The organism is Stenotrophomonas sp. YJH_SMC_27 (assembly GCF_059369815.1).
The window spans coordinates 182,469-198,384 of sequence record NZ_JCAFTA010000002.1; the positions used below are offsets into that span (position 1 = coordinate 182,469).

A 15,916-nucleotide genomic window follows, 5' to 3' on the forward strand; every position below is an offset into this window, starting at 1 on the left:
GATTCTCCCTGTCGAATGCGGACTCAGAAGCGTGCGGTGATGCCAAGCTTGATCGTGCGGCCCGGTGCCGGAAGCGTTGAGCGTGTTGCCGGGTCGACGTAATAGCGGTTGCCGAGATTGCTGCCGACCAGCTCGACGCTGGCGTGCTGGTTGAAACGCCAGCGGGCGTAGGCATCCACCGTGGTGATGTTTCCCCAGGTGAAGGGCACGTTCTGCCAGAGCAGGCTGCTGCCCCCGGCGATCAGGCGGTCGCGGTAGGCCTGCAGGTCCGGATTGTCGTGCCGCTGGTAGTGCACGATGCGGCTGCCCAGCTCCAGGCGCTCATCGAACAGGCGGGTGCCGAGTGACCAGTTCACCGACAGCTTCGGCGTGGCCTGGGTCAGCAGATAGCCGCTGACGAAGCCGTCCTGGACGCAGTTGGGCACCCGCCCCTGGTCCGCATCCAGCCGTACCGCCGAGCTTTCGTCGCAGACTTCGTTTTCAAGGATGCGGCTGATGCCCAGATCGGTGAAGAAGCGCCGGTTGTCGAAGCGCGCCTGCAGCTCGATGCCGCGGATGGTCTGCTTGTCGATGTTGTCGAACATGAAGTACGCATCACGCTCGATGACATTGCGGGTCTTGTGCACGTAGTAGGCCAGCTTGACGTCGGCATCGGCGGTGTTGCCGAACAGCCCGGAAAGGTTGTGCACGTACCCCAGCTCGTAGTTGTAGGCATGCTCCGGCTTGAGTGGATACAGCGGATTGAGGCTGCTGGAGAACGCAATGGTGCTTTCGAACATGCTGGGGAAGCGCACCGCCTCGCTGTAGCGCAGATAGGCACGAGCGGCCGGCGAGAAACGCACCGTCGCCGAGAACGTCGGCAACCAGGCGTGATCGCGGTGCCGTTCGTTGCGCCCGGCCACCGACTGCATCGCCCCGCCCCCGATCCTGCAGCGGATGTCGGTGCCGAGGACCATCGGCAGCAGCCCGGGGATGGCGGCGACCTGGCCGTTGAGGCAGGGATTGGTGGCTCGGCTGTAGTTACCGTTTGCATCGGGCAACCAGGGAATGCCGTGCTGGACCTCCCTGGGTGTCTCGTACTTGCGCAGCAGGTCGGCCAGCGACTGATCGACGATCCAGCCCATGCCGATGCTGTCCCAGAATTCCCGCTCACTCTCGAGTGCGTCGATCTCGCCCTGCAGGCTGTCCGGCCGCGGCGGCAGTTCATTCACCCGGTACTGCGCTTCGCGCGGCACGATCGAGGTCGTCTGCAGTTCCGGGTGGGCCTGCAGGAAGTCGTCGAACGCCCAGTAACGGCTGTAACGCACGCCGGCATTGAGGGTCAGGAAGTCGACCGGACGCCATTCCAGAGTGAGGTAGCCCTCGCCCTCCTGGCGACGGCCGGCACGCGGGTACATGCGCCAGCCGTCGGACGGGCCGAAATACGGGTCGCGCGAACCGAGCTTCTCGTATTGCCAGTTGCCGCCCACGGTCAGGTCCAGGGTCGAATGCAGGGCGAAGCGGTTGCTCAGGGTCAGGCCGGTCCGGTCGTTGCTCGCATTTGCCAGCGCGGTGTTGCGCAGAATCGGGCTGGCGCCGGCATTCCAGTCCGGATTGCCCGGGGCGAAGTTCGGAAAGCCGCCTGCGGTGTAGGTATCGCTGTCCGTCTCTGTGCGCCACAGGTTGGCGTAGAGGTCCAGCCAGCGGCTGCCGGCCGGCTGGAAGCGGTACTCCAGGTTCCAGGCATCGGACGCAACCCGGCTGAGCGGCCACTGGATGCGCCCATAGTCCGGCGCGGACAAGATGCGCGACGGCATGATCTCGCCATAGTGCGACAGCGTTCGCCGCCAGGTCGCCTTCAACCGCTGGTCATCGTTGATCTGCCAGCTGCCCTTGACCAGCCAGGACTCCTGTTCGCTGGAAGTATTGGGCACTTCATCGCCGGGCTTGAAGTAGCGCGCCAGCGTGGTGATGTAGTCGATGCCCTGGTACTCGAACTGCTCGCGCCGGTCCTGGTCGTAGTAGGCGTTGCCCCGGGTCCCGGAGAAGTAGTTGCCGCGCTTGCGCCAGGCGTAGGCGGCCATCAGGTCGACGTTGTCGCCACGCACGCCCAGCGCCAGGCGCCAGGCCTGGTCCTCGCCATCGAAGGGGTTGTTGCCACTGCGCGACTTCACCGGCACCACCAGGGTGCGGTCGTCGTAGGGCGAGTTCGGCGAGCCCTGCGGGAACCCCGGCACGGTGCGGTAATCCTCGCCGGTGTGCAGCCGCGGCAGGCGTGGCGCCACCGCATTGCTGCTGCCTTCGATCTTCAGCTCCCCGCCGAAGCGCTCACCCGTTTCCACGATGTCATCGACGTCGATGGTCTTGATCACCAGCGCGCCACCGATCCCGCTGTGCACATCGCGCACCAGCCCTGGCCCCTTGATGACCTGGATGCCACCCATCAGGTTGGGATCGATGTAATTGCGGTTGCTGACGCCGTTGTAGCCGCGCCAGACCGTGAGCGCCTGTTCGCCACCGTCGATGCTGACCGGCACCCGCCCCGGGCCCTGGATGCCGCGGATGTTGATGTCCAGTGCGCCGCTGTTGCGCGCATCGCCACTGAACACACCGACCAGATCCTTGACCACGTCGGCCGGGTTGGAGCCGCGGTAGCGCTCCACCCGGTCGCGCCCCGAATACGCCGTGGTCAGGTCCAGCGCGAACACATCATCGTAGCCGCGCCGATCACGCGCCTCGCCCCCTTCCGACTGCAGGCGACCGGCCACGTCCAGAGTCTCGGTTACCCGCACCCCTTGCCCTTCACCCGCCTCCACTGCGGCCCGCAGGCTCCAGGTGCCGTCCATGCCGCGCTGTGCGCGCACGCCACTCCCGCGCAACAGCTGCTGCAGCGCCTGCATCTGGCTGTACTCGCCTTTCACCGCACTGGAGCGGCGGCCCTCCACCAGGTCACTGCGGAACACCACCTGCACATCGGCCTGGCGGCCAAAGGCACGCACAGCGTCGGCCAGGGGCTGTTCCGGAATCGTGTACTGGCGCAACGGCGCGACGACCGCCGGTTGCGCCTGCACGCCCGGCGCCCAGGCCAGCGGCAGCAATGCAGTGGAGATGGCCAGGGCCAGGGCGGTGACGCGACGATGACAGGCGGATGCCGTGGACGGCATGGACAGGAACTCCTCAAGCGTGGCGGAACCACGGGCACATCCGGTGCCGGTGGCATGTCTGGCTTGAGGAGAAACGGTGTTTCGCTCTGGCTATACCTCTATAGACAGCGCGATGTGGCGATTGCCCACGGTTTTTTCATGTTTTTTTTATGCGACCGGTTCATCCGGGCATTGCGCGAGCCTCACCACACCAACAGCGCGCCGCCGGGCAAGCGCTGCACACGCAGCCCTGCCTGCGCGGCCACCGCATCGATGGCGGCCTCCGGTTGCTGCAGATGGAACAGACCACTGACCCGTAAGTCCGCGCCCTGCCCGCCCAGTACCCAGACTGGTGCACGACGGTAGCGCGCGAGATCAGCGATGGCCTGCGCGGCCGGCTGATCGTCGATCACTACCTCGCCACGCCGCCACGGCGCCATCGTCTCGAGATCTTCCAGCTGCACCGGCCGCAGCCAGCGACCGTCACGGAACACCCGTGCCTGCCCAGCATGCAGGCGCTGCACGCTGCCATCGCCTGGGCGCACATCGACCACGCCCTCGCTGACCTGAGTCACGACCGTGGTGTCCCGCATCGACACGCTGAAGGCGGTGCCCATGTCACGGATCTGGCCACCGCCGGCCTCGACCTGGAACGGTCGCTGTTCATGCACCACCTGGAACCAGGCCTGGCCGCGCAGCAGGCGCAGGTGCCGCCGCTGACCATCGAACTCAACCGCCAATGCGGTGCCCGCATCGAGTACGGCGGTGCTGCCGTCCTCCAGCTGCACCACGCGCGGTGCATCGCTGCTGCGCAGGTCACTGCGTGCCAGCAGCAACGCCTGCGGTGCGGCCGCGACCACCAGTACCACGGCGGCGGCACTGGCCAACAGCCACGGCAGGCGGCGGCGCGGTGCGATCGGGCGCCACCCTTCGCGATCAGCCGTCAGCCCTGGCAGCGCGGCCAGCACCTCTGGCCCGGCGGCATCCAAGCCCTGCCAGAAGGCCTGCTGCTGGCGCCAGGCCAGCGCATGGCAAGGGTCGGCCTGCAGCCAGCGCTGCAGGGTTCGTTGCTGACGTTCCGGCAGCGGGCCTGCACTGCACCGGATCACCCAGCGCAACGCCTGCCTGGCCTGACGCGGCGAGGGTTCGGACGTGTTCATGGTTGTGGCCTGCCGCACCACGAACGGGTGCGCCTTCCTGTTGTGACAACGGCGGGCGCGATCTGCCCACGGCAATCGCAGCTCATCAATGCACTCCCTGCTGATGCTGCTGGATCAACAGCGCCGCCCGCAGCACATTCTTGCCGACCAGGCTCTTGGAAATACCCAGCCTGGCGGCGATCTCGCGCTCGCTCAGGCCCAGGTAGCGGTTGAGCACGAAGCACTCACGCACCTGGGCCGGCAGCGCGAGGATGGTATGGGTGATCTCGCGCAGCTGCGCCTGGTCCAGCGCCTGCGCCTCGCCATCGCGGCTGGCCTCGGCCATGTCGAGGGCGTACTCGGCCATCGCACGCCGCTCGCGGGCGTCGGACTTGCTGCGGTTGAGCGCGTGGTGGTAGGCCATCCGGTACAGATAGCCGCGCGGCTCGAGGATGGGCGGATCGCCGGGCACGCTGCTGGCCTTCAGGTACAGGTTCTGCAGGGTGTCCTCGGTACTGGCCGGGTCGAGATAGCGCGCGATGAAGCGAGACAACGCACGGCGCTCGCGGATCAGCAGCTCGACCAGCGCCAGGGCATTGGGAGACATAGGTGCCAAGGCCGGACCGGGGAATGATGGGCGTGATGGCGACGGTCCGGACGTGGATTGTGGGCTGCGCGGCCGCAGGCGGCAAGCAGAGGCCCCGATATCATCCACGCATGGTGTGGTTGGAAGACCTAGGGTTCCTCCAGCGCCTCGAAGCGCTCGGCGAGGTAATCGATCAGCGCACGCACTGCAGGCAACAGGCCGCGTCGCGATGGAAACACCGCGTGCACGATGCCATGCTTTGGCACCCACTCGGGCAGCACCGGCACCAGCGCACCGCTGGCCAGTTCGCCGCTGATCATCATCCGCGGCAGCATCAGCAGGCCCACCCCGGCCACCGCGGCGGTGCGCAGCGCGATCATGTCATCGCTGACCAGCCGCGGGCGATGGTGCACGCTGGCCAGCACATCGTCCGGCCCGGTGTATTCCCAGACATGCTGCTGGCTGGGCGACGCCAGATCGACGGTCGGCATCATCGCCAGATCGGCCGGCACCTGCGGCGCGCCCAGCCGCTGCAACAGCGCCGGGCTGGCACTGGTGCACCAGACCCGGCGCGCCAGCACGCGTACCACCAGGTCACTGTCCTCCAGCGGCGGCGGTCGCACGCGGATCGCCACGTCCACACCCTCGCCCACCACGTCGACGCGCCGGTTGGTGGCCTCCAGCTGCACCGTCACCTGCGGGTGCAGGGCGAGGAAATCGGCCAACATCGTGCCGATGCGTGCATGCAGGATCGCGATCGGGCACGCCAAGCGGATCGTGCCGCGCGGCTCGGCGCGTGACATCGCAATTGCTTCTTCGGCCGCTTCGGCCTCGACCAGCATGGCCTTGCAATGGCGGTAGTAGTCCTGGCCGACCTCGGTGACCGAGAAGCGCCGGGTCGAACGCTGGATCAGGCGCACGCCCAACCGTTCCTCCAGCAGCGCGATACGCCGGCTCAGTTTCGACTTCGGCATGGCCAGCGCCCGGCCTGCCTGCGAGAAGCCGCCGTGCTCGATCACCATGGCGAAGTAGAACAGGTCGTTGAGGTCACAACGGCGGATATCTGCGATGAACACGGGGCGATCTCCTGCGGCCCACGGCCTGCGACCATTGTTCACCAGATAGGACTATGACGGCAAATATTGGCGCCTACTGGCCTCATTGTCGCGGCGATATCGTCTTCGCAACGAAGAACAGCGGCCGGCAGCCCCGGCCAGGAGATCGCCATGAAGCGTGTCACCGGTACCTACAGCGCCCCCCGCCCGCACTGGGTGGGCGACGGATTCCCCGCCCGTTCGATGTTTTCCTACAACACCCACGGCCAGCACCTGAGCCCGTTCCTGCTGCTGGACTATGCCGGCCCCTACACCTTCGCTCCCAGCGATACCCCGCGTGGCGTTGGCCAGCATCCGCATCGCGGTTTCGAGACCGTCACCATCGTCTATGAAGGTGAGGTCGCCCACCGCGATTCAACCGGGGCCGGCGGCACCATCGGCCCGGGTGACGTGCAGTGGATGACCGCTGCCTCCGGCATCCTCCACGAGGAATTCCACACGCCGGAATTCAGCAAACGCGGCGGCACGCTGGACATGGTCCAGCTGTGGGTGAACCTGCCGGCGCGCGACAAGATGGGGTTACCGGGCTACCAGACCCTGCTCGACGCACAGATCCCCTCGGTGGATCTGCCCGATGGCGCCGGCCGCGTGCGTGTCATCGCCGGCCGCTTCGACGGTCATGCCGGCCCGGCGCGTACCCACACGCCGATGGATGTCTGGGATATCCGCCTGCGGCAGGGCCACCACGCCGAACTGCCGGTGGCCGATGGCCGCACGCTGGCGCTGGTGGTGCTGAAGGGCTCGGTGCGGATCAACGGCGGCCAGCCGGTCGGCGAGGCACAGCTGGTCACCTTCGACCGCAGCGGCGAGGACGTGTTCGTCGACGCCGATAGCGACGCCACCGTGCTGCTGCTCAGCGGTGAACCGATCGACGAGCCGGTGCTGGGCTATGGCCCGTTCGTGATGAACAGCCAGGCCGAGATCGCGCAGGCGGTCAACGACTTCAACAGCGGCCGCTTCGGCCAGATCGCGCACTGATCGTTTCAATGCTGCGGGTATTGGCCCGCCGCACCTTCCGGGCCATCGCCCACCTTCTCCAGGAGACTGACCATGAGTACCCCCGGCAACTTCAACGGTGCCCGCCCGGTGATCGATCCGGACAACGCCGCGATGCTGCTGATCGACCATCAGAGCGGCCTGTTCCAGACCATCGGTGACATGCCGTTCACCAGCGTGCGCGCCCACGCCACCGCACTGGCCAGGATGGCCACGCTGGCAAAGATGCCGGTGATCACCACCGCCTCTGTTCCGCAGGGCCCGAACGGCCCGCTGATCCCGGAGATCCACGACGCAGCCCCGCATGCCCAGTACGTGCCGCGCAAGGGTGAGATCAACGCTTGGGACAACCCGGAATTCGTTGCCGCAGTGAAGGCCACCGGCCGCAAGCAGCTGATCATTGCCGGCACCATCACCAGCGTGTGCATGGCCTTCCCGTCAATCGCCGCCGTTGCCGATGGCTACCAGGTGTTCGCAGTCATCGACGCGTCCGGCACCTATTCGAAGATGGCCGAGGAGATCACCCTGGCCCGCGTGGTGCAGGCCGGCGTGGTACCGATGGACACCGCCGCGGTGGCCTCGGAGATCCAGCGCACCTGGAACCGCGACGATGCCCAGCAATGGGCCGAGGTCTACACGAAGACCTTCCCGAACTACCAGTTGCTGATCGAAAGCTACCTGAAGGCGCAGGAGGTGCAGAAGAGCCACGAACCGTTGGATTCTCAACGCAGCTGAGCTGTCCCGGTGCCGGCCGACCGCCGGCACTTCCCCGAACCAGGAGACCCATCATGTCCAGTGAACCGATCCGCGACCCGGTCAGCGACCACCTGCTGACCCCGCAGAATTCCGCCTTCATCATCATCGACTACCAGCCGGTGCAGGTGAACTCCATCGCCTCGATGGACCGCCAGCTGCTGGTCAACAACATCGTCGGCACCGCCAAGGCCGCCGTCGCCTATGGATTGCCGATCGTGCATTCGACGGTGAACGTCAAGACCGGCCTGAACAAACCGCCGATTCCGCAGCTGCGCAAGGTGCTGGGCGACTATCCCACCTACGACCGCACCACCATCAACTCCTGGGAGGACGTCGAGTTCCGCAAGGCGGTGGAAGCCACCGGACGCCGCAAGCTGATCATGACCGCGCTGTGGACCGAGGCCTGCCTGACCTTCCCGGCGCTGGATGCGTTGAAGGAAGGTTATGAGGTGTATGTGGTGGTCGACGCCGTCGGCGGTACCTCGCTGGCCGCGCACGATGCCGCGCTGCGCCGAATCGAACAGGCCGGTGGCCAGTTGATCAGCGTGCCGCAGCTGTTCTGCGAGCTGCAGCGCGACTGGGCACGTTCGGAAACGGTGCCGGCCTTCATGAACCTCTTCATTGAAACCGGCGGTACGGCGGGCATCCAGTTCTCGTACGATCGTACCGAGTGATTGCGTGGCGGCGCCGACCCTGGCTGGCGCCGCCCTTGGGAACGGTCGAGCATGGCTCGACGCTATAGACAGATGGAGAACGTGATGGCCTACGCACGCATTGTTTCGACCGCCGACAACTACCTGCACCACATCAGCAACGGCACATTCGATGTGGATGCGGACGAGCCTGCCTCGCTGGGCGGCCAGGGCAAGGGCTTCGCACCGTTCGACCTGTACCTGGCCTCGCTGGCGGCCTGCACCGCCATCACCCTGCGCATGTATGCGCAGCGCAAGGGCTGGGAACTGGGCGAGTTCCATGCCGAGCTGCGCTCGGAACGTGACGCGGATGGACGCTTCCACGTGCACCGCGTGCTGCATGCCAGCGCCGCGCTGAGCGATGCGCAGTGGCAGCGGTTGCTGGAGGTGGTGGAAAAGACCCCGGTGACCCTGGTGATGCGCGAAGGTGCACGCATCACCAGTGAGCGTGGGGCCGCAGCGTAGCCCCATCCACGCATGGCGTGGATCTACAGACGACGCTAGCCGGGCATGGCCCGGCGCTACCGGAGCGGCGCGGGGCCATCGGGTAGCGCCGGGCCATGCCCGGCGGCCGCTCAGCGCCGTGAATGCAGCACGGTGCGCTGGCGCATCGCGTTGAATTCCTGCTCCACCTGCTGGATATCCTCGGCCTGGAACCCGGCCGCGTCCAACAGCTGGTCGGCGGCGGCCGCCGCCAGCGGATCGTCGTCACGCTGGCGCCAGCAGCGCGCCGGCAGGAAGTAACCCACTTCGCTGCGCCCGCGCATGATCACCACCGGCCGGCCTGCATACAGCAGGAACTCCGCCAAGTGCTGGCGCAGCCCCTCCACCGAGACATAGGCCGGCCCGATGCCCAGCGATCGACTGGACGGTTCGGAACTTTCAAACAGCTTGCGACGGCTCATCCACTCCTCCATATGTGCAACGCGTGGTCTCCTTTCCCTAGACGGGCGCATCACTGCGCCCCCGCCACGCACTACCTGATCCACATCACGCCGTCACTCAGAACCCGGAATTGAACTCCAGCTGGAACACGTCGATCGACAGTGGAGCACCGGACACTTCCTTGGCCGCCATCCACTTGCCGCTGATCCAGCTGCGCGCGTCCAGCGCGTAGGCGCCGCCCACGTAGTAGCCGCGGGCGTTGGTGCCACCGAGGTGGAAGTTCGGGTCGTTGTAGGCATCGGGCAGCGCATCGGCCTCGATATGCTTGTAGCCCAGCAGCGCCTGCCACTGGCCCTTCTCCTTCAGGTCGGTGGCACCGAAGGTGGCCTGCACCATCCAGGCGGTGTCGCCACTGCGGAAGGTATCGATGCTGGCGGCGCCACCGGCACCGTAGTTGTTGACGATGCCGTTGTTGGCGCGGCTGAACATGGCCTGCTTGTCGTAGGCCAGGTTGCGGATGTAGTCGCCATCCAGGCGCAGGCCGATGCCCTGAGCCAACTGCGTATCCCAGCGCAGGTTGAGCGTGGCCAGGCGGAATGCCGAGGCCAGGCCGACATACTGCGGGGTCGGCGTGTTGGCCGGGTCCAGCGGATTGCGCGCGATGTCGCGGATCAGCATCAGGGTATTGCCCTTCTGCATGAACGCTGGGCGCGACCAGTCGGTATCGCAGCCCACCGCGCCCGCATATAGCGCGCACGGCGAGGACAGGCGGCCGCTGATGTTCTTGAAATCGTAGTAGCCCAGTGCGGCACGCAGCGCATTGTCGTCGTTGAAGCGCCAGTTCATGCCGACCTGTGCACCGGACAGCCACTTGTTCTCGTTCGGGGTCTTGACCCGGCTCTGGCTGGGCGAGCTGTCGGAGGTGTACTCCAGCGGTACCACCGCAAGGTTGCCGAACAGCTCGAGATCTCCCCCGTTGAAGTCGTGTTTCAGGTTGGCGGCCAGGCCGTCGAAGTTCAGGTCGTTGGAGAACAGCGTATCGCTGGTCCAGAACGGATTGCCGAAGCGGCCGCCGCGCACCGTCACCCAATCGGCCGGGCTGTAGGCCAGCCAGGCCTGGTCCAGCCACACGTCCTTCTTGCTCAGGCCACCACCCAGCTGTTCGGTGGTTGACACCGGGCCATTGCTGCTGCCGCTGGCCAGGCGCACGCCGGCCGTGGTGTGCTGGCCGATGGTCGCCTCGATGCCCAGGCGAGCGCGGATGCGCCACAGGTTGCGGCGGTCCTGGCGGGTGTTCAGCAGCGGCGGCAGCTGCAGGTTGGTGTTGGTGTTGGTGTCGAAGCCGTTGCCGGAATTGATCGACGACCAGTTGCTCACGATGTCGCTGTTGCGTTCGGAGAAGAAGCGCGACTCGCTGCGCACGCGCATGTCGCCGGTGACCTTGATGCGCTTGGTCCACTCAGCCACTTCGTTCGGTGCCGCCCAGCTCTCGGACCTGGCCTGCGCCATCACGTCCTGGCGCACTTCGTCACGGATGCCGTCGCGCACGCTCTGCGGCACGTAGGGCACGCGCACGTCGCCGGCCTCCAGGGCCACGCCACCGCTGGCGGCCGAAGGTACGGTGGTCGCGGTGCGCGACGCGGCCGCTGCTTCAGCCTCGGCCTGCACCAGCAATGCCTGGCCGTCTTCGGGCTTCAGCGCGCCACTGGCGATCAGGCCCTTGATCAGCTTGACCATGGTGGTTTCTGCGGCCATCGCACCGGCCGGGGCGGCCAGGCTGAGCAGCACGGCGCAGCACAGCAGCGCCCGTCGGGCCGGCCGCGAGCAGCGGGAGTCGGTTCGTGCGCGGTCGTGGTCGTTCATCACGGTTCTCATCCAAAGAAGGGAAATCACGGAAGTCGGGAATCAGGCCCCGGGACGGCGGCCCTGGATCAGCACGCGGGCGGGGAAATCGAGCGACGGCGGCGGTGCCTGGTCGACCTTGCCGATGCGTCGCAGCGCATCGAGCACGGCCGCGTCGGCCTCCCCGTTGCCACTGCCACGCACCAGCTCGACCTTTTCCAGGCGGCCATCGTTGGACAGCCACACATTCACCTGCAGCTGGAACGCCAGGCGCTTGACCTTGTCGTCGCGCGAGATCGCCTGCTGCATCAGGTAGCCGAGATAGCGCCCATAGGTGGCATTGCCGGCGCCGCCACGGCCGACGCCGGACGAACCGCCGCCACTGCCGGACTGGATGCCGAAGTTGTCACCACCGGCCTGCGCATCGGCATTCATCGTCACCGGGTCTGCATTGTCCGGCGTCGGTGTGGGCTCTTCAGCGGGCGTCGGCTGATCCAGCGGCTCCGGTTCGGGCATCGTTTCTTCCGGCGGCGTCTCCGGCTCCGGTGGCTTTTCCGGCGGCGGTGGCGGCGGCGGAGGGGGGGGCGGCAATGCCAGCATCGGCGGCTGCACCACCGGCCTGCGGGTGCTGGCGGTGTCCTTGAACAGCATCCACCACACGGCGATGCCGAGCACCAGCAAAGCGGCAAGCACCAACGCGAAGGTCACCAGCAACTGGCGTCCGCGCATGCCGGGCTCCGGCCGAGGGGGTTGATGGGCCGTCATGCCTCAGCCCTGCGCCTTGCCGGTGACCAGGCCAACCTGGGCCAGCTCCAGCCGCCGCAGCAGGTCCAGCACCTCGACCACACGGGCGTACTGCACCTGCGCGTCACCGCGCACGATCACCGGGAAATCCGGCGTGGTCGCGCGCTCGGTGCGCAGGCGATCTTCCAGCTCGGCCATCGTCACCGGATAGGCATCCAGGAATACCTGACCACTGGGGTCGATGGTGATCGCCTTGGTCTTCGGCTTCTCCAGCGCGACGCTGTTGCTGGCCTTCGGCAGGTTGACCTCGATGCCGGGAATGGAGGCGTTGCTGGTCAGGATGAAGATCACCAGCACCACCAGCAGCACGTCGACGAAGGGCGTCACGTTGATGCCCTTCTCGCGCTTCTTGATGCCGAACTTCGCCTTCTGGCCCATGGCGCGCCCCTCAGCCCTGGACCGCGGCCGGGCCGCGCCCGTCCTGCTCTTCGGCCAGGCGCGCGGCGAACTCGTCGATGAACACCGCCATGTCGGCGCCGATCGCCTCGGCACGTGCTCCCAGGTAGTTGTAGCCGAACAGCGCCGGAATCGCGACGCCGAGGCCGGCTGCGGTACACAGCAGCGCCGCGGCCATGCCCGGTGCCACCGAATTGATGTCCACCGCGCCGGCCATCGCCGCCACCACGAACACCAGCATGATGCCGATCACGGTACCGAACAGGCCCACGTACGGCGCGCCTTCGATGGTGGTCGACAGCCAGTTCATGCGCCGTGCCATCGCTTCCTGCTCGCGCACCATCACCGCATCCATCGAGGCGCGGATCGCGGCGATGGTGGCGCCACTGAGGTAACCGCTGTTGCCATCGCGCTGGTGGCGCTGCTGCATTTCATCGATGGCCACCTGGTAGATGCGCCACAGCGAACCGTCGTACATCGCGGTGGGTGCCTTGCCCTGGCGGTCCATGTCGGACAGGGTGCGCAGCGGCACACCGGACAGCTTGCCGAAGCTCTCGGTGAACACTGCATTGGCCTTGCTGGTACGGCCGAAGTGCCGCCCCTTGGCAATCATGATCGCCCACGACAGCAGCATCATCAGGCCGAGGATAGCGACCACCACCCAGGCGTCGAACGGCATCGCCTTGAGGATGAAGGCGAAGTGGCTCTGCCCGGCGGACTGCTCGTCGGCACCGTAGCTGATCAGGCGCGAGTCGGCGCCCTGTGCGGTGGCATCGGCCAGCAGCAGTGCCGCCGGTCGTGCCACGCGCGAGATACGCAGCTCATCCAGTGCGCCCTCGAAATTGGCAAACGGCTGCACCGCGCCCGGCGCATCAGCGCCCACCACCGGCGCGGTGGTCAGCGCCGGCAGCTCGCCGCTCAGCTGGGCGACCACGCGGCCATTGAGGTACAACTGCAGTGCGCCCTTCTCCGCAGTCAGCGCCACATGCGCCCACTGCCCTTCCGGAATCGGCTGCGCCGGCGTGCTGCGCTGGCCATTGAGCTGCACGAACGGCACCCGGTTTTCGATGCCCAGCACCAGTTCGGACGCACCGTCACGACGGGCGTAGATCGCCTGTGCGGCGTTGTTGCTGCCCGGCTTGATCCAGGCCGAGACGGTGAGCGGCGCGCCCGCCTCCTGCGCAAGCGATGCGCTGGCCGGCAGCGGCAGCGGGGCTGCGCCCAACTGAACGCCGCGGCCGATCACCGAGCCTTCCGACGGCGGCGCCACGGCCCCGGCGTTGTTTCCATAGGCGGTGGTGTCGCGGGCCGGCGCATTGGCCTCGGCAAAGTGGTAGACCAGCGTGTAGTCCGGGTCGAACACCTGCTGGCCATTGCCGCTGGCCGGGGCCTTCTCGTTGCCGTAGTACATCCAGATCGTCTGCGGTGCTGCGGCGCTGACCGCCGGTACGTCCACCCAGACCAGGGCCAGGCCCAGCCTGGGATCGAACTGTTCGATCTGGTGGGCCAGCACGGTGCGGCCATCACCCGAGACGAAGCGCAGGTCGTTGCCCGCGTCCTGGGTGCCGTCGAAACCGAAGTTGCCGGTATGCAGGCGCAGCAGCAGCGGCGTGCGACCCGGGTCACCGGCCAGGCCCGCGCCCTGCGGGCCGGCGTCGACGGTGATCGGCTTGCGGTACTTCCATTCGGCCTGCCACCAATTGGCATCGGCCGCAGCGACCGGCAGCGCAACCAGCGCGGCCAGCAGCAACAACACTCGGGAAAGCAAACGGTCCATGCGAAGGGTCTCCGGAGAACGCATGTTCAAGGGAAGGGTCAGTAACTGGTGCTGATGTTGAAATGCAGGCGCGGGTCGTCCTTGCGCGTGACCGGGCCATCGGCATAAGGCCAGGCGTAGTCCAGGCGCAGTTGCAGGTGTTCGCCGAGGCGCATCTGCGCGCCCAGGCCGACCGAGGCCAGGTTGTACTTGTCGCGCTGCTCGGGCAGCGGCTGGCGCAGGCGCAGGTAGGCCGCGTCGGCAAAGCTGTAGACACGCAGGTCGGTACCGCTCCACAGCGACCACGCCGGGGTCCGCCATTCCAGGCTGGCCAGGCCGCCGTAGTCGCCGATCGCCTCGGCCGACAGGTAGCCACGCACGGTGTACATGCCGCCAGCAGCGAACTGCTCGGCCGACACCAGTGGCGCATCGGTTACCTGCAGCGCGCCACGCGCATACCACTGCCAGTCACTGCTGAAGGTGTGGGTGTTGGCCACGTCGGCCTTGAAGGCGACGAAACTCGGATCGGCCCAGTAGCGCTTCTGGCCGAAGGCGGTGGCGTCACTGCCATAGCCGAACAGGCGGCGGGTACCGGCCACCAGCTGGGTGTTGATGCTCAACTGATCCTGCTCGCCCTGGCGCACACCGACAAACCCCAGGGTGATCGGCGCGTACTTCAGCGGCGTCTTCAGGCTCTCCTTGCCCATCTGCGTGTCTTCCTCGGTGTCCTTGAAGTCCACGCCGAGGCTGAGCTGGCGCCACCACTGGCTGCTGCCGGCCAGTCGATAGTTGAGCTTGAGACCGATCGAATGGCCGTTGCCGACCACATTGGTTCCGGTGCCGGTACCGACCTGCCCACCCGCGTTCAGCACGCGGCTGTCGGATTTGTAGCCGGACGCTTCCAGGCTCCACGGCGTGCCTTCGAACGGCATCGCGTACGAGGCCGAGAACACCTTGGCCTGCTTTGCATCTTCCGGCGCCAGGTACACGCCGATGTTGGCGCTGTGCCCCCGCTTCCACAGGTTGTCGTAGGCCAGCGACGCACTCAGGCGCAGCTTCTCGGTGTCGGCGCTATGGTCGTTGTTGAGTGACGCGCTGGCACGCCACGGCGACTTCTCTTCGACCTGCAGGTCCACATCCATCGTGCCTGGCACCTGGCCCTCCCGTACCAGCGGCATCACCTGGCGGCGGCCACCTTCGTTCAGCGCGGTCAGTTCCTTCTGCGCCTGGTCGAAGTCCGGCACCTTGCCTTCCGCCAGCGCCGGCACGCGCTCGCGGATGCGCTCGGGCGATTCGTGCTTCGTTCCCACGACCCGCAGCTGGCCGATCGGTGTCTGCTGTACCTTCAGCAGTACCACGCCACCGCTGACCTGCTGCTCGGGCAACTCCACGTAGACCGACTGGTAGCCCACCTGCTGGTAAAGCGCATTGACTGCATCGCGTGCCTTCTCGACATCGGCCAGGGTCTTTCCCGGGCCGAGGAACGGCTCCACCGCGCGCTCGATCTGGCGCGGGTCGAGCACGGTGTTGCCGCGCACGATGTATTCATTGATGTTCACGCTGGGCGCAGGCGCCGCCTCCTGCGCGAACAGCGGCAGCGGCATCACGGCCAGGGCCAGCACCAGCGGATGCAGGCGCAGCGGAAGGCGGACGGCTCGGCACGGAACAGGAGTCATCGAAGGCATCACGTCGTATCGAAGGGAGTGGCCAGGGAGCGGCGCGTGGGTCTACCAACAGGACGTGCACGTCGCGTCAAAACCGCCAACAGTTTTGTGACAGCACTGTCATCTTCTGACAGCGCCGGAACACTCGCGGGCGGAGACTGCC

Annotated in this window: 14 protein-coding genes; 4 read left to right on the forward strand and 10 right to left on the reverse strand. The window is 66.9% G+C overall.

The window, feature by feature from the left end; all coding sequences use genetic code 11:
- Nucleotides 1-23 precede the first annotated feature (23 nt).
- From AC5P7R_RS04410 to AC5P7R_RS04425, 4 genes are all read right to left on the reverse strand, one after another.
- Nucleotides 24-3,143 carry a TonB-dependent receptor gene (locus AC5P7R_RS04410; RefSeq protein WP_227853846.1) on the reverse strand — a complete coding sequence of 1,040 codons (3,120 nt, stop codon included), beginning with the start codon at nucleotides 3,141-3,143 and terminating at the stop codon, nucleotides 24-26.
- A gap of 182 nt (nucleotides 3,144-3,325) precedes the next feature.
- On the reverse strand, nucleotides 3,326-4,282 hold the full coding sequence (locus AC5P7R_RS04415; RefSeq protein ID WP_227853845.1) for a FecR family protein: 957 nt from the start codon (nucleotides 4,280-4,282) through the stop codon (nucleotides 3,326-3,328).
- A gap of 85 nt (nucleotides 4,283-4,367) precedes the next feature.
- Complete coding sequence (locus tag AC5P7R_RS04420) at nucleotides 4,368-4,868, reverse strand: RNA polymerase sigma factor (RefSeq protein ID WP_021202290.1); 501 nt, start codon at nucleotides 4,866-4,868, stop codon at nucleotides 4,368-4,370.
- A gap of 128 nt (nucleotides 4,869-4,996) precedes the next feature.
- Nucleotides 4,997-5,923 carry a LysR family transcriptional regulator gene (locus AC5P7R_RS04425; protein ID WP_134729068.1) on the reverse strand — a complete coding sequence of 309 codons (927 nt, stop codon included), beginning with the start codon at nucleotides 5,921-5,923 and terminating at the stop codon, nucleotides 4,997-4,999.
- A gap of 150 nt (nucleotides 5,924-6,073) precedes the next feature.
- Between AC5P7R_RS04425 and AC5P7R_RS04430 the strand changes: the two genes are divergently transcribed.
- From AC5P7R_RS04430 to AC5P7R_RS04445, 4 genes are all read left to right on the forward strand, one after another.
- A complete protein-coding gene (locus AC5P7R_RS04430) occupies nucleotides 6,074-6,940 on the forward strand; it encodes a pirin family protein (RefSeq protein WP_227853844.1) in 867 nt (288 codons plus the stop codon).
- A 72-nt stretch (nucleotides 6,941-7,012) separates the two neighbouring features.
- Nucleotides 7,013-7,693, forward strand: coding sequence for a hydrolase (locus tag AC5P7R_RS04435; protein ID WP_021202287.1), 681 nt, complete (start codon nucleotides 7,013-7,015; stop codon nucleotides 7,691-7,693).
- A gap of 53 nt (nucleotides 7,694-7,746) precedes the next feature.
- Entirely contained in the window at nucleotides 7,747-8,388 is a 642-nt protein-coding gene (locus tag AC5P7R_RS04440) for a hydrolase (RefSeq protein ID WP_024956505.1), read from the forward strand.
- Nucleotides 8,389-8,472: 84 nt separating this feature from the next.
- Nucleotides 8,473-8,871 carry an OsmC family protein gene (locus AC5P7R_RS04445; protein WP_021202286.1) on the forward strand — a complete coding sequence of 133 codons (399 nt, stop codon included), beginning with the start codon at nucleotides 8,473-8,475 and terminating at the stop codon, nucleotides 8,869-8,871.
- A 110-nt stretch (nucleotides 8,872-8,981) separates the two neighbouring features.
- On the opposite strand, the gene AC5P7R_RS04450 is transcribed toward AC5P7R_RS04445, so the two are convergent.
- The 6 genes from AC5P7R_RS04450 to AC5P7R_RS04475 form a co-directional block, all read right to left on the reverse strand.
- The gene (locus tag AC5P7R_RS04450; RefSeq protein ID WP_005416760.1) at nucleotides 8,982-9,311 is read right to left on the reverse strand and encodes a hypothetical protein; all 330 of its coding nucleotides are present in this window, start codon (nucleotides 9,309-9,311) and stop codon (nucleotides 8,982-8,984) included.
- A gap of 97 nt (nucleotides 9,312-9,408) precedes the next feature.
- Nucleotides 9,409-11,154: a putative porin gene (locus tag AC5P7R_RS04455; protein ID WP_478435853.1), complete on the reverse strand. Its 1,746-nt coding sequence runs from the start codon at nucleotides 11,152-11,154 to the stop codon at nucleotides 9,409-9,411.
- Nucleotides 11,155-11,196: 42 nt separating this feature from the next.
- Nucleotides 11,197-11,862, reverse strand: coding sequence for a cell envelope integrity protein TolA (gene tolA, locus AC5P7R_RS04460; protein ID WP_021202284.1), 666 nt, complete (start codon nucleotides 11,860-11,862; stop codon nucleotides 11,197-11,199).
- A 39-nt stretch (nucleotides 11,863-11,901) separates the two neighbouring features.
- Nucleotides 11,902-12,315 (reverse strand): ExbD/TolR family protein, encoded by a 414-nt coding sequence (locus AC5P7R_RS04465; protein WP_005409874.1) that lies wholly within the window; start codon nucleotides 12,313-12,315, stop codon nucleotides 11,902-11,904.
- Nucleotides 12,316-12,325: 10 nt separating this feature from the next.
- Nucleotides 12,326-14,110: a DUF2341 domain-containing protein gene (locus AC5P7R_RS04470; RefSeq protein WP_021202283.1), complete on the reverse strand. Its 1,785-nt coding sequence runs from the start codon at nucleotides 14,108-14,110 to the stop codon at nucleotides 12,326-12,328.
- A gap of 38 nt (nucleotides 14,111-14,148) precedes the next feature.
- On the reverse strand, nucleotides 14,149-15,765 hold the full coding sequence (locus tag AC5P7R_RS04475) for a ShlB/FhaC/HecB family hemolysin secretion/activation protein (RefSeq protein WP_134729062.1): 1,617 nt from the start codon (nucleotides 15,763-15,765) through the stop codon (nucleotides 14,149-14,151).
- Between the last annotated feature and the right edge of the window lie 151 nt (nucleotides 15,766-15,916).

What these genes read in the sequence shown, in the direction of transcription:
- AC5P7R_RS04450 (WP_005416760.1), bottom strand. Translation starts at nt 9,311, where the DNA reads ATGAGCCGTCGCAAGCTGTTTGAAAGTTCCGAACCGTCCAGTCGATCG.
- AC5P7R_RS04420 (WP_021202290.1), bottom strand. Translation starts at nt 4,868, where the DNA reads ATGTCTCCCAATGCCCTGGCGCTGGTCGAGCTGCTGATCCGCGAGCGC.
- AC5P7R_RS04440 (WP_024956505.1), top strand. Translation starts at nt 7,747, where the DNA reads ATGTCCAGTGAACCGATCCGCGACCCGGTCAGCGACCACCTGCTGACC.
- AC5P7R_RS04430 (WP_227853844.1), top strand. Translation starts at nt 6,074, where the DNA reads ATGAAGCGTGTCACCGGTACCTACAGCGCCCCCCGCCCGCACTGGGTG.
- AC5P7R_RS04465 (WP_005409874.1), bottom strand. Translation starts at nt 12,315, where the DNA reads ATGGGCCAGAAGGCGAAGTTCGGCATCAAGAAGCGCGAGAAGGGCATC.
- AC5P7R_RS04470 (WP_021202283.1), bottom strand. Translation starts at nt 14,110, where the DNA reads ATGGACCGTTTGCTTTCCCGAGTGTTGTTGCTGCTGGCCGCGCTGGTT.
- AC5P7R_RS04445 (WP_021202286.1), top strand. Translation starts at nt 8,473, where the DNA reads ATGGCCTACGCACGCATTGTTTCGACCGCCGACAACTACCTGCACCAC.
- AC5P7R_RS04455 (WP_478435853.1), bottom strand. Translation starts at nt 11,154, where the DNA reads ATGAACGACCACGACCGCGCACGAACCGACTCCCGCTGCTCGCGGCCG.
- AC5P7R_RS04475 (WP_134729062.1), bottom strand. Translation starts at nt 15,765, where the DNA reads ATGACTCCTGTTCCGTGCCGAGCCGTCCGCCTTCCGCTGCGCCTGCAT.
- tolA (WP_021202284.1), bottom strand. Translation starts at nt 11,862, where the DNA reads ATGCGCGGACGCCAGTTGCTGGTGACCTTCGCGTTGGTGCTTGCCGCT.
- AC5P7R_RS04435 (WP_021202287.1), top strand. Translation starts at nt 7,013, where the DNA reads ATGAGTACCCCCGGCAACTTCAACGGTGCCCGCCCGGTGATCGATCCG.
- AC5P7R_RS04410 (WP_227853846.1), bottom strand. Translation starts at nt 3,143, where the DNA reads ATGCCGTCCACGGCATCCGCCTGTCATCGTCGCGTCACCGCCCTGGCC.
- AC5P7R_RS04415 (WP_227853845.1), bottom strand. Translation starts at nt 4,282, where the DNA reads ATGAACACGTCCGAACCCTCGCCGCGTCAGGCCAGGCAGGCGTTGCGC.